Source organism: Streptomyces sp. NPDC127068 (genome assembly GCF_042724695.1).
Taxonomy (GTDB): domain Bacteria; phylum Actinomycetota; class Actinomycetes; order Streptomycetales; family Streptomycetaceae; genus Streptomyces.
Genome location: NZ_JBHXEN010000025.1, coordinates 35,151 through 49,566, shown reverse-complemented (window position 1 = coordinate 49,566; position 14,416 = coordinate 35,151). Strand labels below are relative to the sequence as shown.

General features: G+C 70.8%; 13 protein-coding genes and 1 pseudogene. 9 read left to right on the top strand and 5 right to left on the bottom strand.

Annotated elements, in window-relative coordinates; translation table 11 throughout:
* Both ACFWIA_RS17660 and ACFWIA_RS17655 read left to right on the top strand, forming a co-directional pair.
* On the top strand, positions 1 to 1,812 hold the full coding sequence (locus ACFWIA_RS17660; RefSeq protein WP_387005669.1) for an SDR family oxidoreductase: 1,812 nt from the start codon (positions 1 to 3) through the stop codon (positions 1,810 to 1,812).
* Positions 1,813 to 2,377: 565 nt separating this feature from the next.
* Positions 2,378 to 2,926, top strand: a complete 549-nt coding sequence (locus tag ACFWIA_RS17655) for an RNA 2'-phosphotransferase (RefSeq protein WP_387005666.1) — start codon at positions 2,378 to 2,380, stop codon at positions 2,924 to 2,926.
* A 103-nt stretch (positions 2,927 to 3,029) separates the two neighbouring features.
* Here the strand turns inward: ACFWIA_RS17655 and ACFWIA_RS17650 are convergent, their stop codons facing one another.
* The 4 genes and pseudogenes from ACFWIA_RS17650 to ACFWIA_RS17635 all read right to left on the bottom strand — a co-directional run bounded on the left by ACFWIA_RS17650 (position 3,030) and on the right by ACFWIA_RS17635 (position 7,132).
* Complete coding sequence (locus tag ACFWIA_RS17650) at positions 3,030 to 4,361, bottom strand: serine hydrolase domain-containing protein (protein WP_387005663.1); 1,332 nt, start codon at positions 4,359 to 4,361, stop codon at positions 3,030 to 3,032.
* 404 nt (positions 4,362 to 4,765) lie between these two features.
* Positions 4,766 to 5,452: pseudogene (locus ACFWIA_RS17645) on the bottom strand (LLM class flavin-dependent oxidoreductase); the annotation flags it as partial.
* 145 nt (positions 5,453 to 5,597) lie between these two features.
* A complete protein-coding gene (locus ACFWIA_RS17640) occupies positions 5,598 to 6,167 on the bottom strand; it encodes a peptide deformylase (protein WP_387005660.1) in 570 nt (189 codons plus the stop codon).
* Complete coding sequence (locus tag ACFWIA_RS17635) at positions 6,164 to 7,132, bottom strand: multiprotein-bridging factor 1 family protein (RefSeq protein ID WP_387005657.1); 969 nt, start codon at positions 7,130 to 7,132, stop codon at positions 6,164 to 6,166. Before ACFWIA_RS17635 ends, ACFWIA_RS17640 begins: the two co-directional genes overlap by 4 nt.
* 143 nt (positions 7,133 to 7,275) lie before the next feature.
* Here ACFWIA_RS17635 and ACFWIA_RS17630 point away from each other — a divergent pair, with 143 nt between their 5' ends.
* Genes ACFWIA_RS17630 through ACFWIA_RS17615 form a run of 4 tightly spaced genes read left to right on the top strand, consistent with a single transcriptional unit; the run spans position 7,276 to position 11,262 of the window.
* Positions 7,276 to 8,436 (top strand): glycosyltransferase family 1 protein, encoded by a 1,161-nt coding sequence (locus tag ACFWIA_RS17630; protein WP_387005654.1) that lies wholly within the window; start codon positions 7,276 to 7,278, stop codon positions 8,434 to 8,436.
* Positions 8,433 to 9,137, top strand: coding sequence for a hypothetical protein (locus tag ACFWIA_RS17625; RefSeq protein ID WP_387005651.1), 705 nt, complete (start codon positions 8,433 to 8,435; stop codon positions 9,135 to 9,137). The genes ACFWIA_RS17630 and ACFWIA_RS17625 overlap by 4 nt, the downstream gene beginning before the upstream one ends.
* Positions 9,134 to 10,369, top strand: coding sequence for a hypothetical protein (locus ACFWIA_RS17620; RefSeq protein ID WP_387005648.1), 1,236 nt, complete (start codon positions 9,134 to 9,136; stop codon positions 10,367 to 10,369). The genes ACFWIA_RS17625 and ACFWIA_RS17620 overlap by 4 nt, the downstream gene beginning before the upstream one ends.
* Complete coding sequence (locus tag ACFWIA_RS17615; RefSeq protein ID WP_387005645.1) at positions 10,366 to 11,262, top strand: hypothetical protein; 897 nt, start codon at positions 10,366 to 10,368, stop codon at positions 11,260 to 11,262. Before ACFWIA_RS17620 ends, ACFWIA_RS17615 begins: the two co-directional genes overlap by 4 nt.
* On the opposite strand, the gene ACFWIA_RS17610 is transcribed toward ACFWIA_RS17615, so the two are convergent.
* Positions 11,220 to 11,720 (bottom strand): AAA family ATPase, encoded by a 501-nt coding sequence (locus ACFWIA_RS17610; protein ID WP_387005642.1) that lies wholly within the window; start codon positions 11,718 to 11,720, stop codon positions 11,220 to 11,222. The two genes, ACFWIA_RS17615 and ACFWIA_RS17610, sit on opposite strands and share 43 nt — an antisense overlap.
* 100 nt (positions 11,721 to 11,820) lie before the next feature.
* On the opposite strand from ACFWIA_RS17610, the gene ACFWIA_RS17605 reads away from it, so the two are divergent.
* From ACFWIA_RS17605 to ACFWIA_RS17595, 3 genes are all read left to right on the top strand, one after another.
* Positions 11,821 to 12,738 (top strand): FkbM family methyltransferase, encoded by a 918-nt coding sequence (locus tag ACFWIA_RS17605; RefSeq protein ID WP_387005639.1) that lies wholly within the window; start codon positions 11,821 to 11,823, stop codon positions 12,736 to 12,738.
* A gap of 90 nt (positions 12,739 to 12,828) precedes the next feature.
* Entirely contained in the window at positions 12,829 to 13,308 is a 480-nt protein-coding gene (locus ACFWIA_RS17600) for an NUDIX domain-containing protein (protein ID WP_387005637.1), read from the top strand.
* Between the two features lie 107 nt (positions 13,309 to 13,415).
* Positions 13,416 to 14,318, top strand: coding sequence for an LLM class flavin-dependent oxidoreductase (locus tag ACFWIA_RS17595; RefSeq protein ID WP_387005634.1), 903 nt, complete (start codon positions 13,416 to 13,418; stop codon positions 14,316 to 14,318).
* Positions 14,319 to 14,416 lie beyond the last annotated feature (98 nt).

The window sequence follows — 14,416 nt, the reverse complement described above, 5'->3', positions numbered from 1 at the left end:
ATGGGTCTGCGGGGAGCGCGCGAGCGCCGGGTGACGACCGGGGGCGTGGAGTTGTGCGTGGCGGAGCTGGGCGATCCCGCCCGGCCCACGGTCGTGTTGGTGCACGGGTACCCCGACTCCAAGGAGGTGTGGTCCGAGGTGGCCGCACGGCTCGCGGACCGCCACGGTTGCCACGTGGTCCTCTACGACGTGCGGGGGCACGGCGGTTCGACGGCGCCTCGACCGCTGCGCGGCGGATTCACGCTGGAGAAGCTGACCGACGACTTCCTCGCCGTCGTGGACGCGGTCAGCCCGGGACGCCCGGTGCACCTGGTGGGGCACGACTGGGGCTCGGTGCAATCCTGGGAGTTCGTCACGGCGGCCCGCGCCGAGGGACGGATCGCGTCCTTCACCTCGGTGTCCGGCCCGTCCCTCGACCACCTCGGCCACTGGCTGAAGCGCCGGGCCGCCCGTCCCACCCCCCGGCGGCTCGCCCAGTTGCTCGGGCAGGCCGCCAGGTCCTGGTACGTGACCGCGCTACGCGTCCCCGGGCTCCCGGAACGGGTGTGGCACGGCCCCGTCGGCAGAAGGTGGCCGGCGTTCCTCGCCCGCGCCGGGAAGGTGCCCCCCGGCGACTACCCGACCCGTTCCGTCCCCTCGGACGGAGCCCACGGCGCCTGGCTCTACCGGGACAACGTCCGCTCCCGGACCCGGTCCCCACGGGCCGACGCCCACGCGCACGCGCCCGTGCAACTCGTCGTTCCCCTGCGGGACGCGTACCTGTCGCCCAGCCTCTACGACGACCTGGAACGGTGGGTGCCCGACCTGACCCGCCGCACCGTCGACACCGGTCACTGGGCGCCGCGGACCCGCCCTGACCTGCTGGCGACCTGGATCGCGGACTTCGTGGCCGTGCACGAGAAGGGGCCTGCCACCAGCGGGGTCGCCACCGCCGAGACCCCCCGGCCCGCGCCACGCACGGGTGCGGACCGCTACCGCGGCCGGTTCGCCGGGCACCTGGTCCTCGTCACGGGGGCGGGCAGCGGCATCGGACGGGCCACCGCCCTGGCGTTCGCCGGGGCGGGAGCGCGGGTCATCGCCGTCGACCGCGACGCCGAAGCGGCGGTCCGCACCGCGCGGACGGCACGCGAGGTCGGTGCGCAGGACGCCTGGAGCGAAACCGTCGACGTCGCCGACCGCTCGGCCATGGAGGCGCTCGCCGTGAAGGTGGCCGCCGAGCACGGTGTGCCGGACGTCCTGGTCAACAACGCGGGGGTCGGCCTGTCGGGCCGTTTCCTCGACACCACCCCCGAGGAGTGGCGACGCGTCCTCGACGTGAACCTGTGGGGCGTCATCCACGGCTGTCGACTCTTCGGTGCGCAGATGGCCGACCGCGGGCAGGGGGGCCACATCGTCAACATCGCCTCGGCCGCGGCGTACCTGCCGTCCCGGTCCCTGCCCGCGTACAGCACGACCAAGGCCGCGGTGCTGATGCTCAGCGAATGCCTGCGGGCGGAGCTGGCGGGCGCGGGCATCGGGGTCTCGGCCGTCTGCCCCGGCGTCATCCGCACCCACATCACCAGCACGACCCGGTTCGCCGGTGCGGGCCCGGAGGAGCAGCGGCAACGCCAGGCGCAGGCCACCCGGATGTACCGGCTGCGCAACTACCCCCCGGAGAAGGTCGCCGACGCGGTGCTGCGCGCGGTGGTCCGCAACCGTGCCGTGGTCCCGGTGACGCCCGAGGCCCGAGCGGCCCGGCTGCTGTCCCGCCTCGCCCCGGGCTTCCTCCGCACCGCCGCCCGCATCGGCTCCAGACCGTCGCCCCGCCGCTGACAACACTCCTCGCACCGCACCTGGTTGCATCACCATCCGCCCAAGGGCCCTGATGCACGGCCTGCTTGCCTCCACCGCCCTTCAGGGCACCATGCCCCAACGGCAGTTCACACCCGCGCAGCCGCCACCCACCACCCCCACCGGAAACACACCGGAACGCGTCTCCATGGCCAACTCCGCACGACGAATCCGCAGCCCCGAACGGCGAACCCAGCTACCCCACCTGCACGTTGCCATTCCTGCCGCGCCGCACGCTCGGCGCACCCGTGGACTTCACTCGTCCACACTGGAAATCCCACCACCCCTTCCAGCAGGGTGACATGCATTGCACACGCAATCAGAGCACCCCACACCATCACCCGAACCCCACACCCACAAACGACATTTAAAGCACTCGCGACCAAATACACCAAAAACAAAAAGAGTTACCCAAACAGCCATGAAACTCAATGGAGTTATCCACAGAATCGCCAAATCACCTGTGGATAACCACACTTGACTGTGGATCAAACCTCTGTACCTAAATTCATGTGCGGAAATCCGCGGCCCCGGGCACGCTGTGGCGATGGATGACAGACGCACCGTGAAGGTGTCGAAGTACCTCTCGAAGCATCTGCGGCACCGCCCCGAACGCCTCGGGCTGACCCTCGATCCCGGTGGCTGGGTCGAGGTCGACACCCTTCTCGCCGCCACCGCGGCACACGGCTTCCCGATCGACCGCGCCGAACTCGACCACGTCGTCGCCGTCAACGACAAGCGACGGTTCTCCGTGGAAGGCGACCGCATCCGGGCGAGCCAGGGCCACACCGTGGCGGTGGACCTCGGACTCGTCCCCGCAACCCCGCCCGCGTACCTCTACCACGGCACGGTCGCCACCCACCTGCCGGCGATCCGCGTCGAGGGGCTCCGCCCGATGGCCCGGCACGACGTACACCTCTCCCCCGACCGGGAGACCGCGACCCGGGTCGGCGCCCGACGCGGACGCCCGGTCGTCCTCGCCGTCCGAGCGGGCGACCTCTACCGCACCGGCCACGAGTTCCGCGTCAGCGCCAACGGCGTGTGGCTGACGCACTCCGTTCCCCCGGCGTACGTGAACTTCCCCGAGCCGCGGTGACCACAAGCATCCGCCACCCGGTCAGCCCCACCACCTGCACCGTTCCGGTGCCACGGGCGGCCCGATGCGTACCGGACCGCCCGCCCCGTTGCCCGGGGAGCGGTCAGCGCCGGGCGATCCCGGGCGCCACGTCCTCGTACACGGGACCCGCTTCGGCACCGGCCCCAGCGCCGGCACGCTCGGACGCCGCACCCGGTGCGCCGGCGGCCCCTGCGCCCGCCGCCCCCGCCGGACAGAACGTCGCCTCCAGCGTGCCCGCCATCGTCGTCAGCACGCTCCCGTTGTTGGACGTGTTGGCGAGCGCGCTGACGCTCCGCTTCCCGTCCCGGGTCGTGAACGCGTAGGTGTAGTAGCCCTGCACGGTGCCGGTGTGCCCGTAGACGGAGACCCCGCACGACAGGTCACGGCGGCGCAGCCCAAGCCCGTAGAACTGGGTGCCCGCCGCGTTGGTGGGCGCCCATCGCTGCATCTCGGCCAGTTCGTCGGCCGGGACCAGTCGTCCGCCCAACAGCGCCGAGAAGAAGCGGTTGAGGTCACCCGGGTTGGAGATCACCGCGCCCGCGGCCTGCGCCCAGGAGGCGGTCTGGCGGGTCGAGTCCACCAGCGGGGCCCCGGCCTGGTCCGGCGTCAGGTACCCGCGCGCGTGCCGCCCGGGGATCGCCGTCTGGGGGTGCACGTACGTGGTGTTCTTCAGCCCAAGCGGCGCGAAGATCCGGGTCCGGTACGCCTGCCCGATCGAGGTCCCAGTGGCCTTCTCCGCCAGCATCCCGGCAACGACGAAGTTGGTGTTCGAGTACGAGTACGCGGCGCCCGGCGCGGCGGACGGGGCCCGGGTGAGCGACAGGTCGATGAGTTCCTGGTTCGTGTAGACGCGGTTGCGCACCGCCTCGAAACCGGGGACGGTCTGCTGGAACATGTCGTTGGTGTAGTCCCACAGCCCGGTGCGGTGGCTGAGGACGTGGCGCACGGTGATGCCGTCGTTCGGCAGCAGACCGGGCAGGTAGTGGTTGACGGAGGTGTCGAGGTCCAGCTTCCCCTCGGCGACCAACTGCATGACGACCACGGTCGTGAAGGTCTTCGACACGCTGCCGACGCGGAAGCGGTCGGCGGTGCTCAGGTTGCGCGGGGCTTCCCGGTCCGCGAGCCCTTCGGTGACGCGGTACGTGGTGCCGTCGTCGTCGATCCGCGCCATCGCCCCCGGCGCACCCTGGGTCAACGCCTTCTGGAGCACCGCGCGCAGCGCCGCGGTGTCCGGATCGGCGGCGGCCGTCGCGCCGGCGGCCCGCCCGTCGGGATGCCGTGCGGCCGGGCTGCTCACGGCGGCGTCCTGCCCGCCCGCGCCGTCCTGCGTCGCGTGCGCGGGCACTCCCGCGCCCAGCGTCAACAGTGCCGACCCCAGCGCGACGGCGCCCGCGGTCCTGCGTCGATGCGTCATGTTTCCCCGCTTCCTGTCCCGTTCCTGCTCCTGGTGTACCTGCGGAGAGCCGGGGCGCAGCGTGATCATCGGCGCCCCGGTCCCCGGGGGCCATGCTGCTGTACGGGCCACGGTGCGAGGCCGGAATGCAAGCTGGCGCGTGGCGTGATGTATACCGCTGAAGGAACGTCACCTCACCGCCAGGACCCCGCCGGTCGGCCGTAGCCGCATGGCCCGTACCCACCCGGAGCCCCCCGCGGCGCGCCCCCACGAGCGGCGCGAATGCTGCGGAAGACGGCTGGAACACGCCCCTGACGACACGCCGCTGCACCCCTTACGGCGGGGCGGTCACCCCACCGTCCGGAGGGTTCGACTTCAGGATCCGACTCCAGGCCCGACCGGGGACGGACTCCGATCGGGCCCGGTCAGCGGGAGCGGAGCTGGTCCGGGGCCTCGACGGCGATCCGCTCGAACACGGCGAGGTCGGCGGCGAAGTCGGTGTCCTGAATCGGCCAGTGGATCACGATCTCGGTGATCCCGAGGTCCAGGTGACGTCCCGCGAAGTCCACGAACGCGTCCACCGAGTCCAACGGGGCCGACCGGTCGGGGGTGAACCCGGTGAGCAGCACCTTGTCCATCTTGCGGCTGTCCCGGCCGAGGTCCGCGCACGCCTTCCCCAGCCGTTCGATCTGCTCCGCGATGGCGGCACGGGAGTCGGCGGGCGTACCCGTCTCGAAGATCTTCGGGTCTCCCGTGGTGACCCACGCCTGACCGTGCCGGGCCGCGAGTTCCATGCCCCGCGGGCCGGTGGCGGCCACGGCGAACGGCAGCCGGGGCCGCTGGACGCACCCGGGGATGTTGCGGGCCTCCTGCGCCGAGTAGTGCGTGCCCCCATGGCTGACGGAGGGGGTGGTGAGCAGCCGGTCGAGGAGCGGCACGAACTCGGCGAACCGGTCGGCCCGCTCCCTGGGCGTCCACGGCTCCTGACCCAGCACGACGGCGTCGAAGCCGTTGCCGCCGGCTCCGACGCCCAGCGTGATCCGCCCCCCGGAGATGTCGTCCAGGGACATGAGGTCCTTGGCCAGGGGGACCGGGTGCCGGAAGTTCGGCGAGCCCAACCCGTGCTCATACCATCGCTCCCATGCCCCGCCGCGGACCTTCCGGCGACCTCAACAAGGACGGCGAACAGATCTGCCACCCCGGCGGCAAAATCGCCCAACCCTCACCCTCCCCAAGCTCAAGGCTCCGGTTCAGTTGCTACTGCTCGTATGCCCACGCCCGGCCGGTCTGGCGGTACTCCTCGACGGGGATGGGGGCGGTTCCCGTCCGCATCCGTGCGGTGTAGAGCATGCCGTCGAGGTGGTCGATCTCGTGGTGGACCAGCCTGGCGAGCCCGCGTTCGTAGGTGGTGGTCACCAGCTGGCCCTCCAGCGTCGTGGTCTCCACGGTGATCCACAGCGGCCGGGGGACCAGACCGCGGACGTCGAAGAACGACAGGCAGCCCTCGTACTGCTCGTCCCCGTCTCTGGAGCTGTCGGTGATGCGAGGGTTCAGCAAGACGATCGCAGGGGTGGCGGGGTCGGGAGGCTGGACCACGGCGGCGGCCTGGCCCACCCCGATCTGCGGAGCCGCGATGCCCATGCCCTTGGCGAAGGGGTGGACCTGCCCGATCCGCTCCATCGCGGAGAACAGCTGCTCGATGACCTGATCGGCCACCTCACGCTCGGCCGGCAGGTCGAAGGCGCGGGCAGGCTCGGCGAGGACGGGGGCGCCGTTCTGGACGACGCCGAGGACGCGCATCTGCTCGCTGGGCCGCACCTGGATCACCTGAACTCCCCTTGTTCCAATTGATGTTCGGGTCGCGCCCGGAACCGCCATTCCAGACGGTACCGGGTGTGGAGTGGGGGTGTGGTCGTGCTCCAGGAGAAGACACGCACCCCGCCCTCGTCGTGCTGGACCGGGGCCGTCCGCAGCGGTGCTGCCTCGGCGGTCATGGAGGTCTCGGTGCCCCACACGGCGGGGTCGAGGTCGGCAGGAAAGGCGAGTTCGACCGTCAGGTGCTCGGTGGGCAGGCGGACGGCACGCTGGAACCAGCGGCCCCACTTCTCGTCACCCACCGAGTAGGCGTACTCGATCCACACCGACTCGCCCGGGTAGAGAGGGAAACGGCCCTGCTCGTTGTCGAACAGCAGCCACACCTCCTTGAAGGCGTCGCGGTCGTGCTTGGCTTGCCAGCGCATCGCCTCACCGCGGCAGGTTGCGGTGAGGGCGAGTTCGTCCCAGGCCAGCGGGTGCTCGCGGTAGTGGGCGTTGGACCGTTCCGGCTCGCCCGGGTAGCGGTCGACGCTGATGCGGATCAGGTAGCGGGTGATCGGCTCACTGCCGGTGTTCCGCAGCAGTCGGCGCATCGTGAGCCGGTAGAGGCGGCCGTCGTAGTCCAGACGGGCCGCATCGTGTTCGACGACGATCGCCGAGCCGGTCGCGTACGGCTGCTCGGCCCTGCGGGAGGCCGGCACCGCTGCTGGGGCCGAAGGGGCCTTGGCCGTCTCGTAGTCCAGCCAGCGCTTCCAGATGGCCTTGCCCGCGTTCAGGGCCTGCTCCGCACGGCGGGCGAAGTCCTCTGTCGGCTTGTGACGGCCCGACTCGACATGGCTCACGTACGACGGGTCGAAGCCCATCCTTCTGGCTAACTCCCGCTTGGCAAGACCTCGCACCTCACGCCAGTAGGCGACCTCCGCCGGGAACGCCTCGGCGGCCTGCTCGACCGTCAGAGCGCTGTCCCGCGCGTCCATCAAAGCTCCCGCCCCGGCCGTCGGATGAGATGAATGAACCGTAAGTGATCTCGACTCACCATTCTGTCACGGTCCCGTTCGCCGGTTTCCTTCCTTCACCGGCCCAGGTCGACCCGGGCCCAGACGAGGAGGGTCCCCCCGCGATGCGCGTGCTGTATCTGCTCAACGTCTCCAACTCCAGCCAGCTGTCCGCCGACTCCGGCTTCATCTTCGCCGACCTGCTCGCCCCGGCCCTGACCGACGCAGGAGCCGAGGTGACCATGGCCTCCCCGGTCCCCACCGGGGACGCCCGCGTGCACTTCGCGCCCACCATCTCGCCGTCCACCAAGTACCGGGCCCGCTTCGACCCGGGCATGGACGCCCTGGTCACCCTGATCCGCGACCGGCGGCCCGAGGTGGTGGTGGCCAACCAGATCGAGGCCGCCCCCGCGATCCGTGCCGCGCTCCTGGAAGCCGGGGTGGACGCGCTGATCGTCGGCTACTGCCACTACCTGCCGTTCTCCTTCACCGACACCGACACCGGCGCCCTGGAGCTGGACCCCGCGATGAACGACCGGGGTCTGGGCCGCAGCGTGCTGCTGGCCTTCGCCGCTGGCCTCGCGGCCTGCGACCGCGTCCTGGTCCATTCCTCCACCGCCGCTTCCTGGACCGCCGCGGCAGCCGCCCGCACCGGCGTCGACCTCGGCGACAAGCTGCACATCGTCCCCGCCCCCAGGGACACACGGCTGATGCGCGACCCGGCCGACATCACCCCGCCCGAGGGCAGGGCAACCGGCATCTACAACCACCGCCTGTACAGGCACTACGGCACCGCCCGCTTCACCCGGCTCGCCCGCCGCCTCGTCGCCGACGCCCCGGTGCGGCTCACGGTGATGGACCTGCTCGGCACCCGCAGCCCCGAACGCGTCCGCCTCGACCCCAGCCCCGAACGACACTTGGAGGAATTGGCGACCACGGACGGCGTCACCATCGCCTCCGACCGCGGCGACCGCATCCGCTACCGCAACCTGCTGGCCGACGTCCACTTCGGCATCGCTCCTTTCCGTCCCGGCTGCCCCTGGTCCATGTCGGTGATCGATTGCCAGGCGATGGGCCTGCCCGTGATCGGCCCCCGCATCGGCTGGCTGGCCGAGCACATCGACCACGAGCTGCTGTTCGACACCGATGGGCAGGCCGTCCAGATCGCCGAGCGCCTCGCCACGGACGCCGAGTTCTACCTGGTGCACGCCAAGCGCGCGTACGCCTCCACCGCGGACCTCACACCCGCCGTGGTGGCCGCCCGCTACCTGGAGGCGATCAAGTGACCGGCTTCGACGCCGTCCAGCTCTCCTACGACGAACCGCTGGCCGGCTCCCTGCACACCCGCCTCGGCCGAGTGCTGGGTGGCACCGTCAAACGCCTTCACGGAGTCCGTGGGATGCGACGCGCCTACCGGCTCACCGCCGAGATGGTCGACTCCGAGACGTTCTTTCTCGCCGACGGCGACTTCGCCATCGACCCCGAGTTCCCCACCGCCACGGTAGAGCCGCTTTCCGACGGGGTGGCGATGCGGGTCTGGCAGGCGGTCAATCCGGTCAACGGCCTGACCTACGGCTACGGCGGGCTCAAGCTGATCCGCCGTTCGGCGCTGAGGGAGATGGGCCAGGCCGTCGACGTGCTGGCCGCGCTACCCGGTCGGGTCGAGTTCTGCCGCCAGCCCGCCGGGATCACGCGGTTCAACCAGAGTCCGTTCCACGCGTGGAAGGCGGGCTTCCGCGAGTGCGCGATGCTCGCGCGCGGCAGCGAGTACGGCATGACCGATGCCTCCGCCCAGGAACGCATCGCCGCCTGGACGACCAGCCGCGACGGCGAGTTCGCCGCCTACGCGGCGGCTGGCGCCCGCGACGGACTCGGCTTCGCCAAGGCCGTAGCCCGCGACCCCCAACGCTTCGAGGCGCTCAATGACCCGCCCTGGCTGCACCAGCACTTCACCACGCTGTACGGCGAGCAGGCGGTCACTGGATGACCGCCGCCCCCGAGCCGCTGGTGCTGATCGAGCCGTACGCGCACCGGGTCGGCGGACACCACCAGCGGACTCTGGCGGCGCTCGCCGCCGCGCGACCGGACAGCCTCGTCATCGCCCCGGGCGGCCCGAGCGAGGACCTGGGCCTGCTGGTGCGGGCCGGTACCCGGGTCGCCGTCGGTCCTGCCGGGCCCGCGGCGAAGGTTCTTCTGGCCGCCGCGCGGGCGGCAGCACGGGTCTCCGCAGTCGGCCAGCGGGCCTTCGCCTCTCGGTGCTGGCCAGAAGCGGTCCGAAGGTTTCCACACCAGGTCACCCTCCTCGCCCGGTGCATGACCGAGGCCGCCTGCCTTCGCACCGCGCGCCGTCTCACCCGGCAGGCGTCGGCAGTGGTGATCCTCAGTGCGAGCGAGGCACTGCACGGCGTCGCCGCCCTGCTCGGTGGCACCCCGCACCTGCGGTTCATCCACGAGGTGGTCACCACCGAAGACCGTCCCGTCCGGTGGCTGGGTCGGCTCGCCCGCGCGGGCGAGAAGCGAGTGATCGCGCTGTACCCGACCATCGCCGTCCGCGACCAGGTCGCACCGGCCTTCCCCCGCCTACCCGGTGAGGTGCGGGCCTTCGCGGTCGACGACGGCCGCCCGCTGACCGATGCCGAGCGCGACGGAGCCCGCACCGCCTTCGCCATCCCCGCCGACGCGAAGGCGGTGTGCGTGGTCGGCGGCTGGTGGCCGTACAAGGACCTCCTCACCATCGACGCCGCCCTCGGCCGCCTCACCACCCCACTGCACGTCCTGGTGTGCGGCACCCCGCTGGACGACGCCGTCCTGACACGTTGGCACCAGCTCCCCAACGTCCGGCTCCACACCGTGGCCGGTCCGGTCGACGACCAGGTCCTGCGGCTCGTCTACGCCGCCGCCGACGCGGCCCTCGTCGCCCGCAAGTCCGGCGTGGGCAAGGAATCAGGGCTGGTCATGGACACCGCACGCCTCGCCGTCCCGCTGATCGTCTCCGCACACGACCCCGAGCTGACCGCCCGGCTCACCGGGGAGCCGTGGGCCCGGCTCTTCCCTCCGGGCGATCCGAACACCCTCGCCAAGATGCTGGACCAGCTCGCGACCGACGCGCCCACCCGCCCGGAACCTTCGGCGCGCGGAGTCCTGGCCATGCACTCGGCGGCCGAGCAGGCCGCCTTCCTCACCGACACCTACACCCGTCTGGCCAAGGAGTTCCGATGAAGACGCCCGTCCCTCCCGCCCTGGTAGCGGTGGTCGGCCCGGTCGAACCGGCCCTGCTGGCCGCCTGGACCGCCCATTACCGCCGACTCGGCGTCGAGCGGTTCCACCTTGCCTTCCACTTCCCCGACCACGTCCACGACGCCTGGCAGCACCAGCTTCTCGCGGTCAGTCGCGACCTCGGCATCGTCCCCGTCCGGATCAGCACCGGGCCGTGGCACGAGCACACCAACACCCAGCTCCGTGACTCGTTGCGCGAGCAGGCGGGGACCGGCTGGCACCTGATCGCCGACTCCGACGAGTTCCAGGCCCATCCCGCCCAGCTCACCGAGGTGATCGCCGAGGCCGAGGCCGCCAAACAGAAGGTGATCGGCGGGCTGATGCTCGACCGAGCCACGAACGACGGCCGCTTGGCCCTGTGGCGCCCGGAAACCGGCCTGGACCGCGCCTTCCCGCTCGGCGGACACCTCACCCACCGGCTCCTCAAGGGCGACCCCCGCAAGATCGTCCTCGCCCACTCCTCGGTGACCATGACGTCTGGAAACCACCGGGCTCCGGGCCACAAGCCCGCCCTGGACAGGCTCGCGTGCGTGCACCACTTCAAGTGGCGCTCGGGCGTCCTTGACGACCTGCGCCGACGGGTCGACCGGTTCACCTCCAGGGAGTGGGCCGAGCACACCTCGGCCGTCCGCAGCGAGGCGTCCCGCTTGTTGCAGCACATCGACCGTCACCACGGTCGCATCGACGTCGCAGATCCCCGTCTGGCCTTCCGCCACGTCACCCTCGACCGCCTGCCGGACGGCTGGGCCGCCGAAGCCTCCAAGATCGCCACCACCTGGCGCCCGCACACGCCTCAGAGCCAGTCCGGCTCCACGATCTCCTCGCCCTCGCCATGAGGTGCCTCGAAGCGGGCGAAGAAGTCCTCCAGGGCCTCCGGCGTCACGACGAGCGCGTTGGCGTCCTCCCGGTCGTTGCGCTCCGCCAGTCTGCGTAGCAGCTCGTCCCGTTCCACCGGGAAGTACAGCAGCCGCCACCGCGCGCCAGCTGACTCCACCAGCTCCTTCATCGCGTCGCGGTCCTTGCGCGGCCACAGCCCGTGGTCCCACACCACGTCCCGGCCTTCGGCGACCAGCTCGGCAAGCCGCTCGTGCAGCTCGGCGACGACCGGGGCCTCCTTCTCGAAGTAGGTGTTCTCCGGGTAGGCCACGCCGTACCGACCGTGCCGCTCGAAAACCACCTCGTCCACCGACAGCCGCACAGCACCCTCGGGCTCCAGCTTCCGCTGGGCATAGGTGGTCTTCCCCGAACCGGTGAGCCCCACCAACAAGAACACCACCGGAGTGCGCTCGGCCACCGCCAACTCCCCTCAACACCACCAGCGTTCCTTGGCCAGTCTGCCACCGCCGACCAGCCCAAGGCCCCATTCCCCAACACCACCACCCGAAGGAGCCGCCGTGTCCGTCTCCGCACTCGCCCGCACGCTGCGGGCCTACGTCCGCTACGCCCCCGGCACCGTGGGCAAGGCCCGGCTCGTCGGCAGCTTCCTGGACGAACACCTGCGCACCCGCCCCGTCCGCACCACCGTCAGACTGCGATCCGGCGACGTGGTCACCGTCACCACCAGCGACGTCATCCAGCGTTACCAGTACCTGTTCGGCGAGTGGGAACCGAACCTGATCTCCTTCCTACGCGACCGGCTCCGCCCCGGGGACACCTTCATCGACGTCGGAGCCCACCGCGGCGCCTTCAGCCTCTTGGCCTCCCACGCCGTCGGCCCCCACGGCCGAGTCGTCGCGATCGAGCCCTCCCCGCAGTTCCACGACGACCTGACTGCCGCCGCCACCGCCAACCACTGCACCAACATCCGGGCCGTCCGCTCCGCCGTCTCCGACGCCCACGGAACCCTGACCCTGTACCTGGAGGACCCCGCCAACCTCGGTCACACCACCGCCGTTCGGCCCAGCCACGTCCACACTGCCTTCGACGTGCCGACCGCACCCCTGGCCGACCTGATCAGTGGAGCAGAGTTCGCCACCACCCGGATCATCAAGATCGACGTCGAAGGTGCCGAGGCAGCAGCCATCCGAGGGCTGTTGCCCGCGCTCTCGCAGCTGCGCGACGACGCGGAACTCGTCATGGAAGTCACCCCCAGGCTGCTGACCAAGCAGGGCGAGAGCGCCGCCGACATCATCGACACCCTCCGCGGGCACGGCTTCCACGCGTACACGCTCACCAACGACTACGACCCGGCCAGCTATCCCAGGACCATGCGCCACCCGCAGCCGCCCATTCGATGCACCACGGTCCCCGAGGAGATGACCGACCTGGTGTTCTCGCGCACCGATGCGGACCACCTCACATCTGGGCGCTGAACAGCGCCCGCACGCGTCGAAGGAGGTCGTTGGCCCCAGACGCCCGCAAGTCCCCGAAGTCTTCGAGCGCATCTACGAGGAGTGGACACGGTGATCAGCAACAGCGTGATGAACAGTCGCAATGCGGTCTGCGTGATCGTCCACGACAAGGACACCGACACGGTCGCATCCCTGCTCTATGGGGCCCGCAACTGGTCCCCTCAACCGGTCTGGACCCTCCCCGGCGGCAAGGCCGAACCCGGCGAACCCCTCGACGAAGCCGCCGCCCGCGAACTCAAGGAGGAGACTGGCCTGCTCGTCGACCCGGCTGACCTCTCACTCGTCCATGTCGTTCACGTCGAACAGGGCTGGGACCGGGCTGGGCAGTTCGTGCTTTTCGCCTTCACCACCGACACATGGGCCGGCGAACTGACCAACACCGAACCGGACAAACACCTGGCCGTCCAGTGGATCGCGGCCGAACGTCTCCCCGAGCCCGCGTTCCCGACCGCCGCACAAGCCCTTGCTGCGTACAGGGACGGCGGCCCGTCCTTTTCCCGCTACGGATGGCCGACAGCCACCGCAAGGTGAGCGGGCTCCCTGGGCGGTCTGCCCGACACATGGCACCGTGCCTGATCAGTAGGGACTCGCCTACGTCGAGCCACGGCCAAGGCCGCGCTCGACGTAGGCTCACCAGCATGAGCCTGCGCCTGAGCACCGTGATTCTTCCTGTCGACCGCTGGCACGAGGGAGGTCGCGCGAAGTGGCAGCGCGCCGAGGAGCTCGGCTTCCACACCGCGTACACCTACGACCACCTCTCCTGGCGGACCTTCCGCGACGGCCCCTGGTTCGGAGCCCTGCCCACCCTCACCGCCGCCGCCACGGCCACGGATCGCCTGCGCCTGGGCACCCTCGTCACGTCGCCTAATTTCAGGCACCCAGTGACGCTCGCCAAGGAACTGATGTCGCTGGACGATGTCTCGGACGGTCGGGTCACCCTCGGCATCGGCGCGGGAGGAAGCGGCTTCGACGCCATCGCGCTCGGCCAGGAGGCGTGGACGCCGAAGGAGCGGGCGGACCGGTTCGGGGAGTTCCTGCCGCTGGTGGACCGGCTGCTCACCGAGCAAGAGGTGGATGCCGAGGGCGCCTGGTACTCGGCATCGGAGTACCGCAACGTCCCCGGGTGCGTACAGCGGCCCCGGCTACCGTTCGCGGTGGCGGCGACCGGTCCGCGCGGGATGCGGCTGGCCGCACGGTACGGGCAGGCGTGGGTGACGACCGGCGATCCGAAGCTGTACGACGAGGGCACCCCCGAGCAGTCGGTGGAGGCGTTGCGGGACCAGGTCCGGAAGCTCGGCAAGGCCTGCGCCGAGCTCGGCCGGGACGCAGCCGAGCTCGACAAGATCCTGCTGCACGGCTTCACGCCGGACCGGAACCGCCCGCTGGAGTCGGTGGACGCCTTCGCCGACTTCGCCGGCCGCCACCGCGACCTCGGCTTTACCGAGATCGTGGTCCATTGGCCGATTTCGGACTCCGACTTCGCCGCCGACCAGTCGGTCTTCGAGCGCATCGCGACTGAGGCCGTGGCCGAACTGAATTGATCAAGGACTCCGGTGCGGTCGACGTCGACACGCTCCACGCAGCGCGTGCTCCCGTGCATTAGCCCACAGCACCGAGGACGCCCAGAGACGCTCCGACT

What these genes read in the sequence shown, in the direction of transcription:
- ACFWIA_RS17615 (WP_387005645.1), top strand. Translation starts at nt 10,366, where the DNA reads ATGAAGACGCCCGTCCCTCCCGCCCTGGTAGCGGTGGTCGGCCCGGTC.
- ACFWIA_RS17630 (WP_387005654.1), top strand. Translation starts at nt 7,276, where the DNA reads ATGCGCGTGCTGTATCTGCTCAACGTCTCCAACTCCAGCCAGCTGTCC.
- ACFWIA_RS17660 (WP_387005669.1), top strand. Translation starts at nt 1, where the DNA reads ATGGGTCTGCGGGGAGCGCGCGAGCGCCGGGTGACGACCGGGGGCGTG.
- ACFWIA_RS17620 (WP_387005648.1), top strand. Translation starts at nt 9,134, where the DNA reads ATGACCGCCGCCCCCGAGCCGCTGGTGCTGATCGAGCCGTACGCGCAC.
- ACFWIA_RS17635 (WP_387005657.1), bottom strand. Translation starts at nt 7,132, where the DNA reads ATGGACGCGCGGGACAGCGCTCTGACGGTCGAGCAGGCCGCCGAGGCG.
- ACFWIA_RS17595 (WP_387005634.1), top strand. Translation starts at nt 13,416, where the DNA reads ATGAGCCTGCGCCTGAGCACCGTGATTCTTCCTGTCGACCGCTGGCAC.
- ACFWIA_RS17650 (WP_387005663.1), bottom strand. Translation starts at nt 4,361, where the DNA reads ATGACGCATCGACGCAGGACCGCGGGCGCCGTCGCGCTGGGGTCGGCA.
- ACFWIA_RS17655 (WP_387005666.1), top strand. Translation starts at nt 2,378, where the DNA reads ATGGATGACAGACGCACCGTGAAGGTGTCGAAGTACCTCTCGAAGCAT.